This window comes from Barnesiella viscericola DSM 18177 (assembly GCF_000512915.1).
Classification (GTDB): domain Bacteria; phylum Bacteroidota; class Bacteroidia; order Bacteroidales; family Barnesiellaceae; genus Barnesiella; species Barnesiella viscericola.
On record NZ_CP007034.1, the window covers coordinates 2542501 to 2565464 of the forward strand.

The 22964-nt window shown below is 55.3% G+C and carries 15 protein-coding genes and 1 pseudogene (1 of these 16 running past the window's edge); 12 read left to right on the plus strand and 4 right to left on the minus strand.

The annotated features are described in order from the left end of the window. From BARVI_RS10540 to BARVI_RS10575, 8 genes and pseudogenes are all read left to right on the plus strand, one after another. Window positions 1–991 carry the 3' portion of a winged helix DNA-binding domain-containing protein gene (locus BARVI_RS10540; protein WP_025279210.1) on the plus strand. The gene continues 35 nt to the left of window position 1, outside the view, so 991 of the gene's 1026 nt are visible here — the last part of the coding sequence; its start codon lies beyond the left edge, outside the window; it ends in the stop codon at window positions 989–991. 58 nt (window positions 992–1049) lie between these two features. Continuing rightward, window positions 1050–2216, plus strand: a complete 1167-nt coding sequence (locus BARVI_RS10545) for an exo-beta-N-acetylmuramidase NamZ family protein (protein WP_025279211.1) — start codon at window positions 1050–1052, stop codon at window positions 2214–2216. A 35-nt stretch (window positions 2217–2251) separates the two neighbouring features. Further along, entirely contained in the window at window positions 2252–3706 is a 1455-nt protein-coding gene (locus BARVI_RS10550; protein WP_025279212.1) for a sodium:solute symporter, read from the plus strand. 107 nt (window positions 3707–3813) lie between these two features. Further along, entirely contained in the window at window positions 3814–4158 is a 345-nt protein-coding gene (locus BARVI_RS13530; RefSeq protein WP_025279213.1) for a hypothetical protein, read from the plus strand. A gap of 120 nt (window positions 4159–4278) precedes the next feature. Beyond that, window positions 4279–6557 (plus strand): annotated as a pseudogene (locus BARVI_RS10560) (TonB-dependent receptor). A 392-nt stretch (window positions 6558–6949) separates the two neighbouring features. Further along, on the plus strand, window positions 6950–8080 hold the full coding sequence (locus BARVI_RS10565) for a DUF3575 domain-containing protein (protein ID WP_025279214.1): 1131 nt from the start codon (window positions 6950–6952) through the stop codon (window positions 8078–8080). A 59-nt stretch (window positions 8081–8139) separates the two neighbouring features. After that, window positions 8140–9198: a DUF6562 domain-containing protein gene (locus BARVI_RS10570; RefSeq protein ID WP_157232585.1), complete on the plus strand. Its 1059-nt coding sequence runs from the start codon at window positions 8140–8142 to the stop codon at window positions 9196–9198. Between the two features lie 39 nt (window positions 9199–9237). Next, window positions 9238–11253 (plus strand): DUF6562 domain-containing protein, encoded by a 2016-nt coding sequence (locus tag BARVI_RS10575; RefSeq protein ID WP_025279216.1) that lies wholly within the window; start codon window positions 9238–9240, stop codon window positions 11251–11253. 95 nt (window positions 11254–11348) lie between these two features. On the opposite strand, the gene BARVI_RS10580 is transcribed toward BARVI_RS10575, so the two are convergent. The 4 genes from BARVI_RS10580 to BARVI_RS10595 form a co-directional block, all read right to left on the minus strand. After that, the gene (locus tag BARVI_RS10580) at window positions 11349–13271 is read right to left on the minus strand and encodes a TonB-dependent receptor (RefSeq protein ID WP_025279217.1); all 1923 of its coding nucleotides are present in this window, start codon (window positions 13269–13271) and stop codon (window positions 11349–11351) included. Window positions 13272–13428: 157 nt separating this feature from the next. Continuing rightward, window positions 13429–14577, minus strand: coding sequence for an aldo/keto reductase (locus BARVI_RS10585; RefSeq protein ID WP_025279218.1), 1149 nt, complete (start codon window positions 14575–14577; stop codon window positions 13429–13431). An 8-nt stretch (window positions 14578–14585) separates the two neighbouring features. After that, window positions 14586–15968 (minus strand): aldo/keto reductase, encoded by a 1383-nt coding sequence (locus BARVI_RS10590; RefSeq protein ID WP_025279219.1) that lies wholly within the window; start codon window positions 15966–15968, stop codon window positions 14586–14588. A 21-nt stretch (window positions 15969–15989) separates the two neighbouring features. Beyond that, window positions 15990–17486, minus strand: coding sequence for a 4Fe-4S binding protein (locus BARVI_RS10595; RefSeq protein ID WP_025279220.1), 1497 nt, complete (start codon window positions 17484–17486; stop codon window positions 15990–15992). Between the two features lie 376 nt (window positions 17487–17862). On the opposite strand from BARVI_RS10595, the gene BARVI_RS10600 reads away from it, so the two are divergent. The 4 genes from BARVI_RS10600 (at window position 17863) to BARVI_RS10615 (ending at window position 22814) form a co-directional block, all read left to right on the plus strand. Beyond that, window positions 17863–18495 (plus strand): NUDIX hydrolase N-terminal domain-containing protein, encoded by a 633-nt coding sequence (locus BARVI_RS10600; protein WP_025279221.1) that lies wholly within the window; start codon window positions 17863–17865, stop codon window positions 18493–18495. 342 nt (window positions 18496–18837) lie between these two features. Beyond that, a complete protein-coding gene (locus BARVI_RS10605) occupies window positions 18838–20157 on the plus strand; it encodes a TolC family protein (RefSeq protein ID WP_025279222.1) in 1320 nt (439 codons plus the stop codon). Window positions 20158–20170: 13 nt separating this feature from the next. Further along, the gene (locus BARVI_RS10610; protein WP_025279223.1) at window positions 20171–21226 is read left to right on the plus strand and encodes an HlyD family secretion protein; all 1056 of its coding nucleotides are present in this window, start codon (window positions 20171–20173) and stop codon (window positions 21224–21226) included. Further along, window positions 21210–22814 (plus strand): efflux MFS transporter permease, encoded by a 1605-nt coding sequence (locus tag BARVI_RS10615; protein ID WP_025279224.1) that lies wholly within the window; start codon window positions 21210–21212, stop codon window positions 22812–22814. The genes BARVI_RS10610 and BARVI_RS10615 overlap by 17 nt, the downstream gene beginning before the upstream one ends. Window positions 22815–22964 lie beyond the last annotated feature (150 nt).

Genomic DNA, 22964 nt, shown 5'->3' on the forward strand with positions numbered 1-22964 from the left:
GTTGGTCTCTCCGCAATATTCTGATGTACACGATTTGGTGTCATGGATGGGTATGTTGCAGGCTCAGGAGTATAAGATGATGCGCTGGGCGGTAGGTACGAGAGTGAAGAAACCTTCGATGGCTGCTTTTCGGGAGGCTTACGATATGGGACGTATCGTGCGGGCTCATCTGTTTCGGTGTACGTGGCAACTGGTGGCAGCCGAGGATTATCGGTGGATGCTTTCGTTGTGTACCGATAAAAACAGGTTGGCTATTCGGGGTTATTTGGCATATCACGGAAAGCGACTCGAAGAGCGAGAGTATGAGCGTGCCAATGACCTTATTCGTCGGTCGCTCGAGGGAAAGGGCTCGGTGTCGAAGGATACTCTTCTGCGAAGACTCAAAGAGCTGGGTCTTGTTGATGATGCTCATACGATGTCAATCTATTTGCGCCGAGCCGAGGCGGACGGAGTTATTTGTAGCGGCGTGTTGGACAATCGTCAGAATACTTATGCTCTGGTCGATGACCGAATACCTCAGGTCCCGGATATGTTGCGGGAAGAGGCTCTTGCTTTGTTGGTCCGCAGGTATTTCCAGAGCCATGCTCCCGCCACGCTCGAAGATTTTGTGTGGTGGTCGAATCTGGGTGTAGGTGAGTGTCGGGCAGCCATCGAGTCGATTCGCAGTGAGTTGATTGCCGAGTCGTATGCCGGGGAGACTTATTTTATACATCGCGATTGCCGGGTGAGGGGATACCGTCGGCAGACGATTCTGTTGCCGTCGTATGACGAATATCTCATTGGCTATAAAAGTCGGTACCATGCTTTTGAAGAGGAGTTCCGCCATCGGGTGCATAGTAGTAACGGCTTGTTCTATCCGGTGATTCTTCACGATGGACAGGTGGTGGGTAACTGGCACCCAAAACAAGAAGTTTCCTTTTTCAAGGACGAGATGCAACCCGATATTGCCGATGCGATGTTGCGTTATCGACGATTCCTGGACTCGGAATGACTGTGGCTGTGGGGTAGAATTTTTGTAAATGAGTTGTGGAATGATAGGTATAGGAAGCATGAAAAAATTTAGCCTGTTTTTGGTGGCGATTGTTTATGTGTTGGCTATGTATGCCGCCGAACCACGTGTGGTGGTAGGGGCTGAGCGCACGGACTTGTATTATCCGGCCTTGGAGGGGCAGCGGGTGGCTGTTTTCTCGAACCATACGGGGCGGGTAGGTGACCGTCATTTGGTGGATATGCTGGTGGACGATGGGGTGAATGTGGTGACGATTTTTTCGCCGGAACATGGCTTTCGCGGTGATGCCGATGCGGGCGAACATGTGTCGGGGTCGGTTGATGCCAAGACGGGAATACGGATTCGTTCGTTGTATGACGGGCGTTCGGGTCGCCCGTCGGACGAGGCGATGCGTACTTTCGATGTGCTGCTGGTCGACATTCAAGATGTAGGGCTGCGCTACTACACCTATTATATTTCGATGGTGAAACTGATGGACGCTTGTGCCGAGTTTGGCCGACGGGTGATTGTGCTCGACCGTCCGAACCCCAACGGGCATTATGTGGACGGCCCTATTCTCGACATGAAGTACAAGTCGGGGGTGGGGTGGTTGCCTATCCCGGTGGTGCATGGCCTGACGCTGGGCGAGCTGGCCCGTATGGTGAATGGCGAGCATTGGTTGACCGCAGGGCGGGAGTGCGACCTCACGGTGGTGCCGTGTCTTCACTACACGCATCAGACGCACTATGTGCTGTCGGTGGCTCCATCGCCCAACTTGCCCAACATGCAGGCGGTCTATCTTTATCCTTCGCTCTGTTATTTCGAGGCTACGCCGGTGAGTTTGGGGCGGGGGACCGATTGGCCTTTCCAGGTGTATGGACACCCCGATATGAAGGGGGGTGACTTTTCCTTCACGCCTCGCAGCGTGAAGGGGGCCAAGAATCCACCGCTTCGGGACCAGCTTTGCTACGGTCGAGATTTACGGGGGCTCTCGCCTGAGGTGATTTGGACCCGGGGGCTCGACCTCGAATATCTGATAGATGCCTATCGCAATCTGGGTATGGGTGACCGCTTTTTCACTTCGTTTTTCGAGAAGCTGATCGGGGTGGATTATGTGCGCCCCATGATTGAGGCGGGAAAGTCGGCCGATGAGATTAAGGCGATGTGGCGTGACGATGTGGCCCGATTCAAGGAGCTGCGGCGGCCTTACCTGCTGTATGAAGAGTAAAGAGAATGGTTGAACCCCGATAGAGACAGAAAGAGATGACACCTGTTGTAGTTTTAATCACGATATTCGCTTACTTTATAGTCTTGTTTTCCATTTCGTATGCCGTGGGTCGCCGGGCCGACAGTCAGGGTTTTTTCGTGGGTAACCGGCGGTCGCCTTGGTTTGTGGTGGCCTTTGCCATGATTGGTTCCATGATTTCGGGGGTGACCTTCATCTCGGTGCCCGGCATGGTGGCCGCCAGTGGATTCTCCTATTTGCAGATGGTGCTGGGGTTTGTCGTGGGACAGTTGCTCATCGCCTATGTACTGGTGCCGCTCTTTTACCGCATGAATGTGGTCTCAATTTATGAGTATCTCGAAACCCGATTCGGTATCGCCTCCTATCGCACGGGAGCCTGGTTCTTCTTCATCTCCAAGATGCTGGGGGCGGCCGTGCGGCTCTTCCTCGTGTGTGTAGTCTTGCAGTTGCTGGTATTCGAGCCGCTGCACCTGCCGTTTGTGCTGAATGTGGTTTTTACGGTGGGGCTGGTGTGGCTCTATACGTTCAGAGGTGGGGTGAAGTCGCTGATTTGGACCGATACGTTGAAGACCGTCTGTCTGGTCGTCTCGGTCGTGCTGTGCATCTACTATATAGCCCGGGGGCTGCATCTCGACCTGGGGGGACTGTGGCAGACGATACGTGGGTCGGAGATGTCGCAGATGTTCTTCTTTGACGATGTGAACGACAAGCGGTATTTCTTCAAGCAGTTCCTGGCGGGGGTATTCACGGTAATTGCCATGAACGGACTCGATCAGGATATGATGCAGCGCAACCTGAGTTGCCGGAATTCCAGAGATTCGCAAAAGAACATGATTACGAGCGGTATCGCCCAGTTTTTTGTCAACGCTCTGTTCCTGATGCTGGGGGTGTTGCTCTATGTCTATGCCTCGGCCTATGGCATTGCCATACCGGCGAAGAGCGACGAGCTGTTCCCGTGGATAGCGAAACAGGGCTATTTCCCCGGGATTGTGGGCATCTTGTTTGTGGTGGGGCTCATCTCGTCGGCCTATTCGGCAGCCGGGTCGGCCTTGACCGCCCTGACCACCTCGTTTACGGTCGATATTCTGGGCGTGAAGGGCAAGAGCGAGGAGCAGGTGTCGCATCTGCGCAAACGGGTGCATATAGGCATGGCTGTCGTGATGGGTGTGGTGATATTCATCTTCAACGTGCTGAACAATACGAGTGTAATCGATGCCGTATATACGCTGGCCAGCTATACCTATGGTCCCATCTTGGGGCTGTTTGCCTTTGGCCTGTCGGTCAAGACACCGGTGCGAGACCGCTATATCCCGCTGGTCGCCATCGTCTCACCGATACTCTGTTTCATTTTGGATCGCCATTCGCAAGAGTGGTTCGGCGGTTACTCGTTCAGTTACGAGCTGTTGATACTGAATGCCTTGTTTACCTACATCGGGCTGTTGCTTTTGATTCGTCGGGGAAAGGATAAATAGATAAAATGGCCCTCTCCTTATCCATCGGTCCATCGCTAATTCTCTCAAAGGTTTGGAGAATAGCTTGGAAATCTTTACCTTTGGCCCTCCTCCTAAAAGAGAACCGAGTGAACCGGCTGCTCCGTCATATTGCGAAATATTTTCTGCCTGTATTGTTTATCTCCTATATAGGCTGCATTTCGCTGTTTACCCACGCCCACGTGGTAAACGGGGTGACCATCGTGCACTCTCACCCCTACAAGCCCGAGGGTCATCACAGTCACACGACTACCGAGTTTCAGCTCATTCATATTCTGTCGCATCTCACTACCTCCACTCCGTCGGTAGGGGTTGTGTTTGCGACGGTTTCGGTGGCTTTTGTCAGGCTGCTTTACCCTTGTGTCAGAGAGGCTCTTCCCTCGGTCAAGTTGAAGGCTCACGGGCTGCGGGCTCCACCCGTTTCGATTCTGTAAATATTCCAACGTACACAAATGCAAATCAAAGGTTTTCTCCTGCTCTCGGCGAGTGGGGGAGAACAGGTTATTTATTATTCAGAATCGAAAAAAATGAAGAAATATATCATCGTATTGGCGATGTGCCTGGGGTGCATCGGCCTTCTGCATTCCGAGACGGCAGCTAAAAAAACATTGGATATCAATATTGTGGGACATGTGCTCGACAAGAGTACCCGGGAACATCTTCCCTACATTACCATTTCGTTGAAGGGTACGACCGTGGGGACGATGACCGATGCCTCGGGACACTACTTTTGAAAAATCTGCCCGAAGGTGATTTTGTGCTCGAAGCCTCGTCGGTAGGGTATGAGATCAGTCGCCGGCCGGTGTCGTTGAAAAAGGGGGTGACACTTGAAATCGACTTTGAAATCGAGCCGAGTGCCGTCGCTCTCGACGGGGTCGTGGTGTCGGCCAACCGCAGCGAGACCACGCGGCAGTTGGCGCCTACGCTGGTCAATGTATTGAATATAAAGACTTTCGAGAATACCAACTCGGGCAACCTGGCCCAAGGGTTGAATTTCCAGCCGGGAGTGCGGGTCGAGAACGACTGCCAGAATTGCGGGTTCCAGCAGGTGCGCATCAACGGGCTCGATGGTCCCTACACGCAGATACTGATTGATTCGCGGCCCATATTCAGTGCGCTGTCGGGGGTATATGGGCTGGAACAGATTCCGGCCAATATGATCGAGCGAGTCGAGGTGATGCGCGGTGGAGGGTCGGCTCTGTTCGGCTCGTCGGCCATTGCGGGAACCATCAACGTCATTACCAAGGAACCGTTGCGCAACAGCGGGTCGATTGCCCACAGCATCACCTCAATTGGCGGTAGCGGAAACTTCGAAAACAATACCTCGCTCAATGCCTCGCTGGTGACCGACAACAACAAGGCGGGGCTCTACGTCTTCGGGCAGAACCGGCAACGGGCCGGCTACGACCACGATGGCGACGGCTTTACCGAGTTGCCCGCTTTGAGGGCTCAGACGATAGGACTGCGCTCCTACCTGAAAACCAGCAACTACTCTAAGCTCACTTTGGAATACCACCACATTGGCGAATTCCGTCGAGGGGGAAACCTGTTGAATCGTCCGCCCCACGAGGCCGACATAGCCGAGCAGCTGAACCATTCGATTAATGGGGGAGGTCTCAACTACAACCTCTTTACCCCCAACGAGAAGCATCGTATCAACCTGTATGCCTCGGCTCAGCACATCGACCGCGAGAGCTACTACGGCACGAAGCAGAATCTCGATGCCTATGGGGCGACTACCGACCTGACCGTCGTGGCCGGCGGACAGTATGTGTACAGCTTCGACCGCTGCCTGTTCATGCCGGCCGACCTGACCGCGGGCATCGAGTATAACTATGACAAGTTGCGCGACGAGATGAAGGGATACCACCGCACCACCCGTCAGGAGGTGCACATCGAAAGTGCTTTCTTGCAGAACGAGTGGAAGAACGAGCGGTGGAGTTTCCTGGTGGGCGGTCGCCTCGACAAGCATAATCTTATTGACCATGTGATTTTCAGTCCCCGGGCTAACGTGCGCTTCAACCCTACGCCCAACATCAATCTGCGGGCCAGCTACTCGTCGGGATTCCGAGCTCCCCAGACCTACGATGAGGATTTGCACGTGGCTGCCGTAGGTGGCGAAGGGACGATTATCCAGCAGGCCTCTAACCTGAAAGAGGAGAAATCGCACAGTGTGAGCCTCTCGGCCGACATGTACCGTCGCTTCGGCCCCTTCCAGTGCAACCTGTTGCTCGAAGGGTTCTACACCCGGTTGAACCATGTGTTCGTACTCGAAGAGATTGGTTTCGACCAGACCCACAATGCCACGGTGAAGGAGCGTCGTAACGGCGCCGGTGCCCAGGTGGCCGGTGTGACGGTTGAGGGAAAGGTAGCCTATCTCTCGCTCGTTCAGTTGCAGGCCGGCGTTACCTGGCAACAGAGTCACTACACCCGGGCCGAGCGTTGGAGCGACGACGAATTGGTCCCGGCCGAAAAGCGCATCTTCCGCACGCCCGACTGGTATGGCTATTTTACCGCTACCTATACCCCCGTCAAACCGTTGAACATTGCCCTGTCGGGGACCTACACGGGCTCCATGCTCGTGCAGCACATGGCGGGTTACATTGCCAAAGATGTGGCGGTGACGGCCCCCGACTTCTTCGACATGACGGCCAAGGTGTCGTATGATTTTTCGCTTTACAAGACCATCACCTTGCAGGTCAATGCCGGGGTGCAGAATATCTTCAATGCCTATCAGAAGGATTTCGACCAGGGCAAGGAGCGTGACTCGGGCTATATCTACGGCCCCTCCATGCCCCGCAGCTATTTTGCCGGCATGAAACTGATGTTTTAAGCGTTGAGTGATTGGTCAAGAGGTATCTCCAAGAGAAGTCGCAGCATTGCTGTGACTTCTCTTTTTTATATTTAATAGTTTAGGAATCAGGATATTGTATTTTGATAAAATATAATTTAAAGAAATTAACGAATTCTATTCTGATTGAGCCCCATAAATTATCTTTGCGTTTGTGATTATTAACAAATAGAGAAGCAAACAAAAATACCCATACGTGTTTTTATATAAAAATATCAATAGGGGTGGATAGCTGTAATCATATAAAAAGGGGACTGTTATTGTTCGTCTGGAGTACATGGATTGTGGGAACAGTTCATGCACGGCAGCCCTTGAAGTCACAGGCTTTGTGTCGTACTTATCCCGATTATGTCGTTTTTTTGCCTCCAAGCCAGATGGATTCGGTTTATTATTCCCACAATACATCGATTATACCTGTGGTGTTTCGAGTCAATAAGTACGACCTGCAACCCAACAGCCAGCTCGACACGATTGTGCAGGAGCTGCGCAGTCTGCAAAGCGACACGACCGTACGCATCGCCCGTGTGTGGATAGGGGGCAGTGCCTCGCCCGAGGGACCTTTGGACTGGAACTACCGTTTGGGCGAATACCGTTCACAGGCGTTGGCCCGCTATTTGTCGCAGCAGGTCGGTTTCCGGCAGGAGCAGATGGAGGTGGTGAATCTGGGTGAGGACTGGTACTCGTTTGAACTGGCTTTGAAGCATGGGGCGCAGATACCCTACCGGGAGGAGGTTTTGGCTATTTTGCAACGTGAGCCTGATGCCGCGCAGCGCAAGCAGCAGATTATTGCGCTCGATGGCGGACACACGTGGCACCGGATTATACACGATCTCTTTCCTCCTTTCCGCAATGCCCGCCTGGCCATCGTCTGCCATGAACAACCCCGGGTAATCTCGGCCGCTCCGGCCAGGCTCTCTCTGTACCGTTGTGCAAAACCCGAGTTCCGGTCTATGTTGTTCTCGACGCTCTTGCGTCGGGACGAAGAGAAACGTCCGTGGCATCTGGCCGTCAAGAGCAATCTGCTAGTTCTGGCAGCTACCGTAGCCAATGCGGGTGTCGAGGTGGAGCTATGGTCTCACGGAACTCTGGATATACCGGTATTTTATTCGCCATACGACCTTACTCCCACACGCAAGTTGCGTGTATTGGCTACCCAGCCCGAGTTGCGGTGGTGGCCGGGCTCGGTGATGCAGGGCCATTTCGTGGGACTTCATACTCATGTGGTCGGGTTCAATGTGGCTCTCAACGACAAGGGGCGCTACCAGGACCCCAACCATGCTCTGTGGGGTATGGGAGTGAGTTATGGTTATGCTCTTTCGTGGGGCAAATCGAAGCAGTGGGGAGTGGAGTTTACTCTTGGTGTCGGGTTTGCCGAATATGATTACGATGTGTATCGGAATCGACCCGATGGGCCTCTGTTCAAGTCGGGCTCCGATTGGTATTGGGGGATTACCCGGGCAGGTATCAGTTTGTCGTACAAGTGGGCTTTTCCTCGTAAAAGGTAAGAATAGAGATGTGTGGGAGAGCAAAGAGACTGATAGGTAAGATGATACTCGCTTGTCTCGTGGCAGAAGGAATATTGGCCTGTGACCGGACGATTCATGAGTATCCCCGTTCGACCGATGTAGTGGTGCTGGTCGAACTGAATGCCGACCGCACGCCGCCTGTATATTACAAAGGGTTGAACTATAATGAGAAGGGCGAATATTTTGAAGAGGAGTTGACCCCCGAACCATCGCGGGCTTATGTGCCCGATGAACGCCTGTGTACACGATTTGTTGTCGAACTGTATCGGCTACCTTCGGCCAGTGCTACGGTGGATAAGGGGCTATTGTACGAACGGCGCGAGATAGTTGCCGACCGTTTGGCACAACCGCCTCAGGACACGTTGGCCTTCCATGTGCCCGAGGGATATTACCGAGTATTGGCCTGGGGCGATTACACGCCCGAAACCCAGACAGGAGATTGGCACTATGATACCCATCGGCTGAATGCAGTGAAGGAGAATGTCGACCAGACGCTGCAAGTCAATCACCACAAGAACTCGGCGGCAGGCAGTTGCGACTTTTCGGTTATGTCGAATCGTCGTGGCAATGAGGTGTCGGTAGGGATTGTGGGGAATCTCGCTTCAATCACTCCGGCCGGCGACCCTATCGTGACGGTCCACATGGAACGACCTTCGGGACGTTTTCGTCTGTGGGCAACCGATTTGGAGGAGTTTTCCAAGAAGAGAGCGCTGTCGGTAAACGATTTGCAAATCAAGATTGTTTATAAGCAGTATGTGAGCGTGGGGTATAACGTGGAGACATCGACCCTCAACGCGTTTATCGAGTCGCGCGACATGGATATGACCCCGGTAACGGTGGCCGACGACGGCTCTCTGCTGCTGGCCTATGACTATGTGCTCACCGACGATGGTCGGGAAGATCATGTGCTTATCGATGTGTTTGTCTATGACGAAAATGGCGATGAGGTGAACCATTACCAGAATATCGATGTACCGTTGTACCGTAATCGGGAGACTGTCCTGAGAGGTCCGTTCCTGACTCAAAACGTGGGCAGCGGCGACATCGGTATCGACGATGGCTTCGATGATGAATTTGTCGTGGTGATACCCGATTGAGAAGGATATATACAGTTAATCATTATATAAGATTTTGTTATGAACAAGAGTTGTTATCTGATAGGAATAGCGTTGCTGGGACTGGCAACCGGCTGTTCCGAAATGACGGAAGAACCCGGGTTGAATCCGCATGGCGATGTGATAAGCCTGCGATTCGAAGTTCCCGAGGTGATGCAAGTGACACGTTCCATGCCGGGGACCAACAGTGCCTATGGAGGCCTGACAAATGTGGATTGGAGTAAATACGATCTTCGTTATCAGGTGGCGGTCTACACGGAAGACGGTTCGACGCAACTTGTCGCACCGCAGGTTCAGACGGTCGACACCTATGGACCGGTGGCTTTTGAATTTAGGCTCACTCCCAACAATACCTATAAGTTTGTGGCTTGGGCCGACTATGTGCGGCAGGGCGAGACGGCTGACTTGCATTACAATACGGCCGATTTCACTCGTATCGCAATACAAGATGCTCCGGAGGCTCAGTTGAACGACGAGAGCCGCGATGCCTATTTCTTCTCCAAGAATATTGCGGTGTCGCAGACCTTCGGGGAGACCATGACGCTGAAACGCCCCTTTGCCAAGTTGCGGGTAGTGACGACCGATTGGGGCGCCGAAGGTATGTCGATGCCCGATAACTTCAAGGTGGCTTATCACGATTGTACCCGGTTTGCCGAGTTGAATGCCGTTACCGGCGAGGCTGCGGGCAGTGCCGATGCCGACGTTGCTACGGTCTATACGGCGGCTCTCGCACAGGACGAGGCGGGCGACAAGCTCTATGAAGGGGGCTATGACGCTACCGCCGGAAACCGTACCCTGCTTGTCGATTACCTCATTGCCGGTGATGCCCAGCAGGCTATCCATTTCAATGTAGAGATGCTCAAAGGCGACGCTCCTATCGTGGAGAAAGATTTCACGACCAATATCCCCATACAGCGCAACTACCTCACCACGGTTCTGGGTAACTTGCTTACTGTGGGCGGCAGTGTGACCATCGACATCGACGAGGGCTTTGTCAACGGGTGGACCGACGGACAGGAGTGGTGGAGCGCTTCGCCGGTGACCCCGGTAGAACCGGCCTGTGACGAGATCCGCAATGCCAGCGGTCAGGCGGTGAGGACCTATCACATCTACACGCGTGAAGAGTTTGCCTGGTTGCCCGACCACATCTACGACATGGTTACCGAGAGCTATACCGACGACCAGGGTGCCGAGCAGCGGAAGGCTGCGGTGACTACGATTCTCATCGAGAACGACATCGATATGAGCGGTGTGGACTGGAAACCCATCTATACGACCGGCGAAAATACCTATACGGTCGACGGTCAGGGTCATGTGCTGCGCAATTTCTCGATGAACGGGCAGTTCGGTGCCGTGTATGAATACAAACTGGGGCCCTTCGTATTGGGTACCTATCATGCTTATACCGGTGTGTGGGGTAAGTTCGAAGGGGTGATGAAGAATCTGACCTTCGAGAACATTACCATCAACGGCCTGGCCAACAGCGAGGTCGATGTCGATACCGAAGGTAACCCCGTCGACCACAGTCAGGAGTATGCCTACTTTGCCGGTTGCATCGGTTACACCGGAGCCAATTACAGTACGGTGGTCAATATCGAGAATGTGCAGGCCCGTCACGTGCGCATCAGAGCTTCCGACGGTTTGCAGACTCAGAATGTAGGCGGTCTCATCGGTTGGATCGGTGTGGGCGGCGGTAATACCTGGTTGAAGGATTGCTCCGTCGACGACATCATGATAACCGGCTATCAGGCCGGAGGTCTGGTCGGTCAGGTGGTTGGCGGCCGCGGTGTAGCCTTTACCCGGTGCAGTGCCGAGAATGTGACCTTGCGCATGCGGGGCTTTGCCAGCACGGGCATTTCGGGCTTCATCGGCCAGTTCAACGACGGTGCCGGCTCCAAAATCGAGCAGTGCACCTACCCGACGAATGTGCGCTACCTCGACGATGAAACCGGGCTCCCCGACGAGAGCTACAAGCCCGACAGCCCTTACTACGGCTATTGCAGCTATGGCAAGGATACGCCAACCATTGTCGAGTAATCAAGACGAATCATGGATACGAGAAACCCCGGCTCATGAAAGCCGGGGTTTCTCGTATGGGGCAGCCTCCGAACGTTTTTACGATGGGCAAGCGGTTAGAAATTCAGGTTTACACCGGCCATGACCGTCGCTTTGGGCATGGGGTAACCGGCGTTGATTTCGTAGCGTTGGGCCAGCAGGTTCTCACCTCGGGCCCACAGGCCGAGCCAGCGGTTCACGCGGAACGAGGCGTTGAGGTTCCACAGGACAAACTCTTCGGTCTGGCTGTTGCTGCCCACGGCGGTATAGAGATTGTCGATGTATTGCACGCCGGTAGAGACGGTCCACCGTTTGTGGGTGTATTGGGCACCGGCATAGAGTTTGTGCTCGGGAGCACCCACCACGGGATTCTCCATGTGCAGATAGCTGTAATTGGCCTCGACCGACCAGTGCGGGTCGATGCGATAGCTCACCTCGGCCTCCACGCCGCAGTTGTCGATTTTGCCGGTATTCTGGTTCAGCATACCCGTACCGTTGGGGTTGGGCAGCGTGACGATGAGGTTCTTGCCGTCGATGTAGAAGAGGTTGATGCCATAGGCGATGCGGTTGTCGAGCAGGTGCTGGGCAAAGGCCAGTTCGTAACTCCACATCGACTCGGGTTTCAAGTTGGGGTTTTGGGGCGGGAACATGTACATCTCGCGCAGAATGGGGTAGCGGAATCCCTTTGCCGCCGAGGCTTTCAGCTCGATGGTGCGGGGCAGGTGGAACGAGAGTCCGGCTTGCGGTACCCATTCGGTCCCTATCCGCGAGTGGTGGTCGATGCGCACGCCGGCATCGAGGGTGAGCCATTGTTGTATGTTTTGCCGGAAGTCGACATATCCGGCCAGCTCGTCCTCGTGCTTGTCGACCAGGTCGCTCGTCGTGCCCGCCTTGTCGCCGCTCACGAACTTGTTCCAGGCATGGCCGCCGTAACGGAACCAGTCGAAGCCGAAGGTGATGCGGTTGCCCGGGAAGAACCGGGTGCTCTGGTAGAGCGACAGACCCAGCATGTTGTCGAACGAGAGGAAGCGGCTCTCTTGCGGGTCCTCGCCCAGCGAGGGGGTGTAACCGTCGTTAATCCAGTGGTTACCCCAGTTGTAGAAGAAGCTGGCGGCTCCCGATGTCTTTTCATATTTGTTTCCTACGGCAAACGAGGTCATGCCGCGGGTGATGCGTTGGTCGCCTTCGAGCAGCGGAGCACTCACCGGACCCGGGTAGGAGGCGTTGAAGTGGGTCACGTTCACGTCGCCGCGCAGGTTCCAGTTGCGGGTTACCTCATAGCCCAGTTTGGCATAGCCGCCGTATTGCTCGAAGCCCATGTCTTTGCGGTGGCCGTCGGTGCGGTTGTACGAGCCGCTGATGAGGCTCGAAAACTTGCCTTTCTTGATGCGGTTGGTCACCTCGCTTTGCAGCGTGTTGAACGAGCCGTATCCCAGGTTGACGTTGGTCTTCACCCCCTCCTCGTGCATGCGGCGGGTGACGATGTTGACGACGCCGCCCATGGCATTCGAGCCATAGAGCACCGAGGCCGGTCCGCGCAGCACCTCAACCCGTTCGGTCATAAGCGACTGGTAGGCATCGGAGATGGGGTGGCCGAAGATGCCGGCATATTGCGGGTGGCCGTCGATGAGTACCATCAGCCGGCCCGAGCCACCGCTCAATCCGCGCAGCGAGATGTTCCCGGCAGCGCCGCCCGATACGCCGTAGCCCATGATGCCTCGCGAGGTCACGAAGAGGCCGGGTACCTGCTGGGTGATTACCGGCAGCACCGAGGGTTGCATGCTCTGCTCGATTTCCTCACGGTCGATGACCGAGACGGTGAGGGGCAGATGCCGCACGTCGGTTTCGTTGCGGGTGCCGGTCACCACCACCTCGTTGATATGAATCGGGTCGGCGGGATTCCCGGCCAGAGCCAGGAGCGAGTTGTTGTCGGTGTTGTCGATTTGGGCCGATGTTATTCCGGCCATCATTGAAAACAGGAGTAAAAATCTGGTCCTCATGAGTGGATACAATTCTTCTTTGTGGTTATACAAATCGGTTGTTTCGGAGATCTCTCCTTTCGGTTGCCCCGCTGCATGCACTCACAGCATCACAGGGGAGGGGCCCGAAGGGTCTCTCTCTGTTTAGGTTTTCATTGTCGTTCTTGCGTGAACTGTGTCAGTAGCCAAACCGTTGGGCCGCCCGTTGCATCGACTCGATAATCTTCACCCCGAAGGGGCAGCGCGTTTCGCAGGCGCCGCAGGTGATGCACTCCGAGGCGTGATGTTCGAGCGCCTTGTAGTGTTCCCGCACGGTTTCGGGAATCTCCCCTTGTGCAACAGTCAGGTTGTAGAATTTGTTCACGGCGGCGATGTCGATTTTCGACGTGCAGGGTGCGCAGTGGCCGCAATACATGCAGTGACCCCGCCAGGAGAAGCGGTCGAGGTGGGTCATCACCGCGGTGTAGTCGCGCTCCTCGGGAGTAGCCCGGCACCAGGCTACGGCCGCTTCTATCTCGTCCTGCGTCTTGCAGCCCAGCATGACGGCAGCCACGGCGGGGCGGGTGAGGGCGTAGTCGATGGCCTGCACGGGGGTGAAGGCACAGCCGAAGGGTGAGTTCTCCCGGTCCAGCAGGTCGCCGCCGCCGAAGACCTTCATCACGTCGATGGCCACCCCTTCGCGTTCGCACAGGGCATAGAGCTGCTCGCGGGCCGGGTCGACATTGTGCAGGGCGCCGGCATAGCTTTGCTGGTCGAAGAGCACGTCGACATCTTCGTTGGGCGGGAGCAGGTCGTAGCAGGGGTTGATGGAGAAGAGCAGCACATCGATGAGCCCCGTCTTTACCGCCATACTGGCTACAATCGGGTTGTGGCTGCTCATGCCGATGTGTCTGATTTTCCCCTCGGCTTTCAGCCGTTGGGCTATCTCGATGATTTCGTGGTCGAAGACGGTGTGGAAATCCTTCTCGGCGTCGACATAGTGAATCATGCCCACGTCGACGTGGTCGGTGCGCAACGCTTTGAGCAGGGCGTCGAACGACTCGATGGTTTTCTTCGGGTCGCGGGTGCGCAGATACTGGTCGTTCTCCCAGACGGTGCAGAGGTGACCTTGTATGACGAAGCGGTCGCGGCGGCCTTCCAGTGCCTGCCCGATGTGGGCACGCAGGTCGGGGTTCGACGAGTAGATGTCGACGAAGTTAATACCCCGGTCGATGGCAAAGTCGAAATCGGCTTTTACCTCCTGGGCGCTCTTGTTGATGAACCCTTCACAGCCGAGGGCGATGGCACTTACCTGTATGCCGGTGTGGCCTAATGTGCGGTATTCCATATGTGGGTTTAAAATTCTTTACCTTGTTTCAAATCCTCGACAAAGCGGTCGATGCGGTGCAACTCCTTGGGAATGTTGATGCTTTGCGGACAGTGCGATACACACTGGTGACACCCGATGCAGTGGCTGGCCTGGCGCAACTTGGGTACGCTGCGGTCGTAGCCCACGAGGAAGGCCCGGCGAGCCTTGCGATAGTTCTCGTCCTGCGACGAGGCGGGTACGTTGCCCTCGTTGATACACTTGTTGTAGTGGACCAGAATGGCCGGTATGTCGATGCCGTAGGGGCAGGGCATGCAGTACTTGCAGTCGTTGCAGGGAATGGTGGGGTAGCGCAGCATCAGTTGGGCCGTCTCTTCGAGAAACGCCAGATCGTCGTCGGTGAGCGGGTGCAGGGGAGAGTAGGTGCGCAGGTTGTCCTGCAAGTGCTCCATGTAGGTCATGCCGCTCAGTACGGTGAGCACGTCGGGGAAGGAGCCGGCGAAGCGGAAGGCCCACGAAGCTACGCTCGCCTCGGGCGTGTGTTGTTTGAGCGTGGCGGCGATGTGGTCGGGCACATTCGACAGCCGGCCGCCCAGCAGGGGCTCCATGATGACGGCGGGAATATTGCGTTTTTTCAACTCGGCATAGAGGTACTCGGCATTGACGTTGTTGCCCGAGGCGTGCCGCCAGTCGACGTAGTTGAGCTGTATCTGCACGAAATCCCAGTGTACGGTCTCGTGCATGGCCAGCACCTCGTCAAAGACCGCCTGGGTGCCGTGGAACGAGAATCCCAGGTTGCGAATGCGGCCGGCCTTGCGCTCCTCAACGAGGAAGTCGAGTATGCCGTTGTCGATGTAGCGGGCCCGGAAGGTCTCGATACCGCCGTTGCCGATGGAGTGGAGCAGGTAGTAGTCGATGTAGTCGACTTGCAGGTTCTCGAACGATTTGCGGTACATGGTGATGGAGTTCTCGCGGGTGAAGTTCGAGAAGTTCGACAGCTTGGTCGCTACGAAATATTTGTCGCGCGGATAGCGTTTGAGGGCGATTCCGGTTGACTTCTCCGACCCGCCCTGCATGTAGACGGGGGAGGTGTCGAAGTAGTTCACGCCGTGGGCGATGGCATAGTCGACCAGTTCGTTGACCGCCTCCTGGTCGATGGTGCTGCGGGTGCCGTCGGGCGAGGGAATGTTGGGGAGCCGCATCATGCCGTAGCCGAGCAGCGACACCCGGTCCTGAGTCTTGGGGTTGGTGCGGTAGGTCATCTGGTCGGTGGGGACTTCGGTTGTGGCCGTATGGGCCGCCTCTTGCCGGTTCTTGCAGCCGGGCAGAACGGTGGCCGAGGCGAGGGCCGTGCCGCCCAACACTTTCAGGAAGTTGCGGCGGTTTATATTTTTATTCGATTTGTTTTCCATTGTTTCCGAGGTTTTGAAAGGTTAGATGATGCGGTGATTCTTGTGCCCTTCGACATAGATGGCGCTGAACGGCCGTGCCGGACACAGGTTTTCGCAGGTGCCGCAGCCGATGCAACGCTCCACGTTCACGACCGGAATCTTGGGTGAGTCGGCCACGTCGGGGTTCGAGGCGACCATCTGAATGGCGCTGGTGGGGCAGTGGCGGGCACAGTTGCCGCAATCCACCCCGTCGGTCAGGGGCACGCAGTTCTCCTTTACCCACACGGCATGACCTATCTGTATGCTCGATTTCTCGGCCACGGTGATGGGACGAATGGCGCCGGTGGGGCACACCTCGGAGCAGCGGGTGCACTCGGGGCGGCAATAGCCCCGCTCATACGACATCTCGGGTTGCATGAAGGTCATCAGGTTGCCCGAGGGGCGCAGCACCTGGTTGGGGCAACTCGATATGCACAGCTGGCAGGCCGTGCAGTGCTGGGCCAGATGCGAGGCACTCTGCGATCCCGGCGGGGTGATGGGGGTAGCCCGTTTGGGAACCTTCTTTTCTTCGATGGCGGCCAGTCCGCCGTCGACCTTCATCTCTTGAGCTTTCAGCAGGGCGCTGCCGGCCAATACACCGGTGAGCGTCAGGAACTCCCGGCGGGAGTTGTTGCCCGTCTGTTTTTCGGGAGCAGCCGGGTGTTCGGCCTTTTTAGCAGCCCGGGTGCGGGGCACGTAATGAATGGCATGTTGGGTGCATCGGCCTATGCAGTCCATGCACACCACGCAACGGCTGTAATCGATGGCGTGGTTCTTGGCATCGATGCACGAGGCTTTGCAGTTGCGGGCACACGTCTGGCAGCCGTTACAGCGGGTGGTGTCGATGGTGGGGCGGAAGAGCGAAAAGCGCGACAGTAGCCCCAGCGTGGTGCCTACCGGGCAGATGGTGTTGCAGTAGGTGCGTCCGTTGCGCCAGGCCAGCACGACGATAACCACCAGCGTGATGATGGCGACGATGAGCGAAGGGAGGCTTTTGAGCCACACCTCGGTCGAGTAGAAGGCGTAGCTGTCCATGCGCTCGGCCAGGAGAGCCAGCAGGTTGTTGCCCCACCGGTAGACCGGGGCAAAGAGGTTGGTGGCTATGCGGCCGTAGGCGCTGTATGGTGCGATGAGGGCGGCCCAGGAGGCAAACCCGGCGACCAGTGCGGCGATGAAGATGACCAGCATGCCGTAGCGCAGCCACGAGAGGGCGCGCGAGTAGCGGAACCGGTGTTTCTTGCGTTTGCCGGCTATCCACGAGACAATATCCTGGAACACGCCCAGCGGGCAGATAACCGAACAGTAGATACGCCCGAAGAGCAGGGTCAGTGCCACGAGCAGGACGATGACGCCCACGTTCAAGGCCAGTATGGCCGGCAGGAACTGTATCCGGGCCAGCCACCCGAACCACAGGTGCATTGTCCCCGTAAAGTCGAGGAACAACAGGGTGATGAGCGCAAAACAGATAGTAGCAGCGACTATTCTGATTTTTCGTAACATAGAAGTTTGTTTTTACAGTTAAATGATGTGTGTCGTGATGATTTCCCACAGATAAAAATCACCTACGAAAATACGCAAAGATTTTTTAATTTTGGGAATCGGTCTGCGAGAAAAGTCACTTTTTATAAATTTTTCTTACACTTTTCTCTTCCACGGGGCTATTCGTGCACATTTGTGCATAAGAAAGCTCTTCTTCCCGTCTTTGCGGCAGCGCACATCGTTTATCTTTTCGATAGCAAAGGTAGAGGGAAGACGTGAAATCGGGCGTAGACAAATTACGGATAGTTGTACCCCGTTTACCGATTGTCGGTTTGGAGGCAGGAGTTATACTTTTTTATCTGTCGGGCCGTTTTAAATTATAGATAAAAATTGAAATATGGAATCATCTGCAAGTGAAAGCCCTGCCTGGCTCGACTGGGCCAAGGAGTTACAATTTATTGCGCAAGCCGGATTGACCTACTCGAAAGATCCGTTTGACTTGGAGCGCTTCCAGCGAATACGCGATATTTCGGCCGAGATTATGAGTCGTCACACCGGTCTTCCGTATGAGCAGGTGAGGCATCTGTTTTGTAGCGAGGTCGGCTTTCAAACGCCCAAACTGGATACCCGGGCGGCTATTTTCAAAGACGGAAAAATTTTACTGGTCGAGGAGCGCGACGGCTCCTGGTCGCTCCCGGGCGGGTGGGTCGATGTGAATCAAACCCTTAAAACAAATACTGAAAAAGAGGTCCTCGAAGAGGCTGGTCTCGAAGTCGAGGTTGTGCGCCTGTTGGCTCTGCAAGATCGCAATTTGCACAACCGACCTCCGTATGCTTACAATGTATGTAAAGCCTTTTTCCTCTGTCGGGTTAAGCAGGGGGCTTTTCGCCCTAATACCGAGACGTTGGGAAGCGGCTATTTTGCGTTGGACGAGTTGCCTCTTCTCTCGGAAGATAAAGTTACCCGCGAGCAAATAGCCCTCTGCTTTGAAGCGGCTCGTCGCGAATTTTGGGAGGTTCCTTTCGATTGAACAGGATTTTGAAAGATAAGTGGGTAATACTTGACTAATCGGTTGATATAGAAAGCTGATTGTAGTTATAAATTATAATTGAGAAGAAATTTTTTTGAGAAAAATGGTGCTGATATTCCAATTTTTTGTACCTTTACACCCCGAATGGAGTATATTGCTCCATCAGACCGATGAAACAGAATACAATCTATCGCAATTACATCTTTTGTAGTGGAGTATTGACGAAACTCGATTCGTTTCACCAATGGGGAATGGCCAATTCCGATTGATAAATAGCCCAGGTCGATACATCTTTTTTCAGTAGTTAATTCCATTTTTTTAATTCATAAATTTTTTTTACGCATGAACAAATTCTATTTGTCCATAGCAGTGCTGTGTGCATCGTTATGTGCAGGAGGCGCATGTGCTCAGGAGCCGGTTCGGCGTGTGTATACGCTGGACGAAATTTTTGCTCTGGCCGACCGCAACAGCAAGTCGTTGCGCCCCTCGTTTACTGCAATCGACGAGGCCCGCGAGGCGGTGAGAGTCGCCAAGAACGACCGTCTGCCCGATATTGATGCCTCGTTGTCGTTCAGTTATTTGGGCGACGGCACGATGATGGAGCGCGATTTCACGCAGGTAGAGCGTGCCCCCATGCCTCACTTGGGAAATAATTTTGCCTTGGAAGTATCGCAGATTATCTATTCGGGCGGTGCCGTCTCTAACGGTATCGCCATAGCGCAGTTGCAGGAGGAGAATGCCCGGCTCGACTGGGCCAAGGACCGCAACAAGGTGCGCTTCCTGCTGGCCGGCTATTATTTCGACCTGTTCAAGCAGCTCAACCTGATTAAGGTCTATGAGCAGAATATCGAGCAGACCCGTCAGCTGTTGAAGGACATTCGGGCCAAACAGGGCGAGGGGCTGGCGCTGAAAAACGACATCACCCGCTATGAGTTGCTCCTCTCGGACCTTGAATTTACCGTGGTTCAAATCAAGAATACGCTGGGCATTCTCAACCGCAACTTGGTGACCAATTTGGGGCTCGACGAATCGGTGTGGATCGAGCCCGACACCACCCTGCTGTCGCGCACGCTGCCTGTGGGCGATGTGGCCTACTGGCAGAATGAGGCGATGACCAATTCGCCCGAATTGAAGCAGTTGGCTCTGGCCGTCAAGATGAACAAACATCAGGACAAGATTGTGAAATCGGACCGCCTGCCCAAGATAGCCCTCATGGCCGGGAACCACTTCGACGGCCCCATCACCATCGAGGTGCCGCCTATCGACAAGAATTTCAACTACTGGTATGTGGGCGTGGGCATCAGCTACAACCTGGCTTCGCTCTACAAGACCAACAAGGCGGCCAGCCGCAGCAAGCTGACGATACGCCGCACGCAGGAGCGATATGACGATGCGAGCGAGCAGACCGGCCTGGCCGTGCAGGCGGCCTATGTGCGCTACATCGAGGCCTACGATCAGCTCGTTACCCGTAAGAAAAACGTGGAGCTGGCCGGGCAGAACTATGCCGTGATCGAGAACCGTTACAAAAACGAACTTTCGCTCATCACCGACATGCTCGATGCCAGCAACGCCAAGCTCTCGGCCGAGGTGCAGCTGGCCAATGCGCAAATCGACATCGCTTTCAATTATTACAAACTTCTTTATTTAACAGGTACATTATAAATTGTTTACAGTCATGAATAAGAGAACTCGCAAAATAGTATTCAACGTTATTGTCATCACCTTGCTGGTGATAGGTTTTGTGTGGGTGTGCTCGCGGTTCGTCCATCTGGGACGGGTCGAGTATACCGACAATGCGCAGGTGCGACAGCACATCGTGCCGGTGAACAGCCGGTTGCAGGGCTTTATCAAGAAAATCTATTTCGAGGAGTATGCTCCCGTACACAAGGGCGATACGCTGCTGCTCATCGAGGATGCCGAGTTTCGCCTGCGGTTGGCTCAGGCCGAGGCCGACTACCAGAATGCCTTGGCCGGGCGCGGAGCCATGGGTGCGGCCGTGTCGACGGCTCACAACAATCTGGCAGTATCCGATGCCGGTATCGAGGAGGCTGAGGTGCTGTTGAAGAATGCCGAGAAGGATTATGAACGGTACAAGAAACTGCTCTCCGAAGAGGCCGTTACCCAGCAGCAATACGACGGGGTGAAGACCAACTACGAGGCGTTGAAGGCCAAGTATGAGATGCTGGTGCGGCAGAGACGGTCGGCCTCGCTGGTGAAAGACGAGCAGTCGCAACGCCTCAGCCAGAACGAGGCCGCCGTGGCTGTGGCCGAGGCTGCACTCGACCTGGCCAAACTGAACCTGTCGTACACCGTGGTACTGGCACCTTGCGACGGGGTGACCTCGCGCAAGACCATACAGGAGGGGCAGCTCATTCAGCCGGGGCAGACACTGGTGTCGATTGTCGATGAGGCCGAGAAGTGGGTTGTAGCCAACTACAAGGAGACGCAGACGGCTCACATCGCCGAAGGTATGCCGGTCGACATGACCATCGATGCCATACCCGGAGTCGTCTACAAGGGTCGGGTACAGTCCCTCTCGAAGGCGACGGGTGCCCAGTATTCGCTGGTACCGCAAGACAACTCGGCCGGCAACTTCGTGAAGGTCGAGCAGCGTATCCCGGTGCGCATCGTCTTCTCGGAGGAAAATTCGCCCGAGAATATGGACCGGATGCGGGCCGGACTGAACGTGGAGTGTGAGGTAAAGTATCGCGACCATGACTCCGCTCGATGACTTGATGCGCCGGGTGCCCGCCTTCAAGGAGTGGGTGCCCATGTGGGCGCGGGTGGTGTCGTTCCTCTTCTGCATACTGGTGTTCCAGTGTTCGGGAGGAATCTACCTCTCGTCGGTGAGCGAGATGATGGGGGCCACGACGCTCATGCAGGAGGATATCCTCATGGCGGGGTATGCCTCGTTCATCGGCATCACGATGATATTCCCTGTGCTCTTCCGGTTGAAATTCAGGCTGCCGACGCGCACTATTCTGCCGGTGGTTGCCGTGGGGCTTATCGTGGGGAATCTCATCACCATGTCGACCGACAGTCTGCTGGTGCTCTCCATCACCTGCTTCTTCACGGGGGCGCTGCGCATGTGGGGAACCTTCGAGTGCTTCTCGTCGATACAGCTGCGCATCACCCCCACGCGCAACTTTGCCGTCTTCTTCCCGGTTATCTATCTCACGGTGTTCGGCTGCATACAACTCTCGGGGTTGGTCACTACCTACCTCACCTACTTTTACAGCTGGCACTACATGCACTACCTGGCCGTAGGGCTGTTGCTGATGGTGATTGTTCTGTCGCTGTGGCTGCTGCGGCCCTTCTACCTGCGTCCGCCGCTGCCGCTGTTCGGTATCGACTGGCTGGGGGCTATCCTGTGGAGCGTGGTGTTGCTGCTCATCGCCTTTGCCTTCAACTATGGCGACTATTACGACTGGTTCGACTCGCCATACATACGGTTGGCGCTGGTGTGCGCCGGGCTCTTCCTCTTCCTAAGCCTGCAACGCATGTGGCACATACGCCATGCCTATATCGAGAACGACACCTTCAAGTATCGGAATTTCGGCTCGGTGGTATTCCTCTTCTTCGCCCTCAACTGCCTGTCGGCCACCTCGACGGTGTTGCAGGGAGCCTTTACCGGAGGGATACTCCACTACGACACCCTCAACGCCATTTCGCTGAACGTGCCCAGTCTGTTGGGTGTGGCTGCGGGAGCCCTCCTCTCATGGCTCTTTATGGCCCGTTGGCAGATGAGTTATAAGACGGTCACTTTCATCGGCTTTGTGCTGATGGTCGCCTATCAGGTGCTCATGTATTTCCTGATTTCGCCCGACATGAATATCGAGCTGCTCTATCTGCCCCTCTTCCTGAAAAATGCGGGCAACGTGATGATCTATGCCGTACTCACCACCTACCTGTCGCAGATTGTCCCCTTCAAGCATTTCTTTCAGGCCCTTTGTGCCGTGGGATTTGTGCGCGAAGGTATAGGCGGCCCCATCGCCTCGGCCTTGGTGGCGCGGGTCTTCAAGATGGCGATGCAGTCGAACTACTACACCTTGGGAGGCACGCTCGATGCCGTGAATCCCCTCACGGGGCAGGTGCCCTTTGCAGCCTACGTCGGCGAGTTGCAGCGGCAGGCCACGCTGGTCTCAATCAAGCAGGTGTTCGGCTATGCCGTGCTGTTGGGTATACTGTTCCTTATTTTTATTCTCTTTGCCCGATATACCCGCATCACCCATCGAGTCAAACTCTTCCGGGTACCGGTTGTGGGGCGGCTCTTTGCCATCAACCTCTCGCGTGAGCGGTCGGAAGAAAGTGTCCGGTAAATACATTTGTAATCAGTACGTTTTGAAAATAAGACAGCCCGCCGAAAGCGGGCTGTCTGCGTAACGGGGAAAGGGGATAACCCGTTACGCGGGGCGAGGAAAGACGAGGTATCGCGTGAGGGACGGAAACGAGCAAGGATATACGTCGCA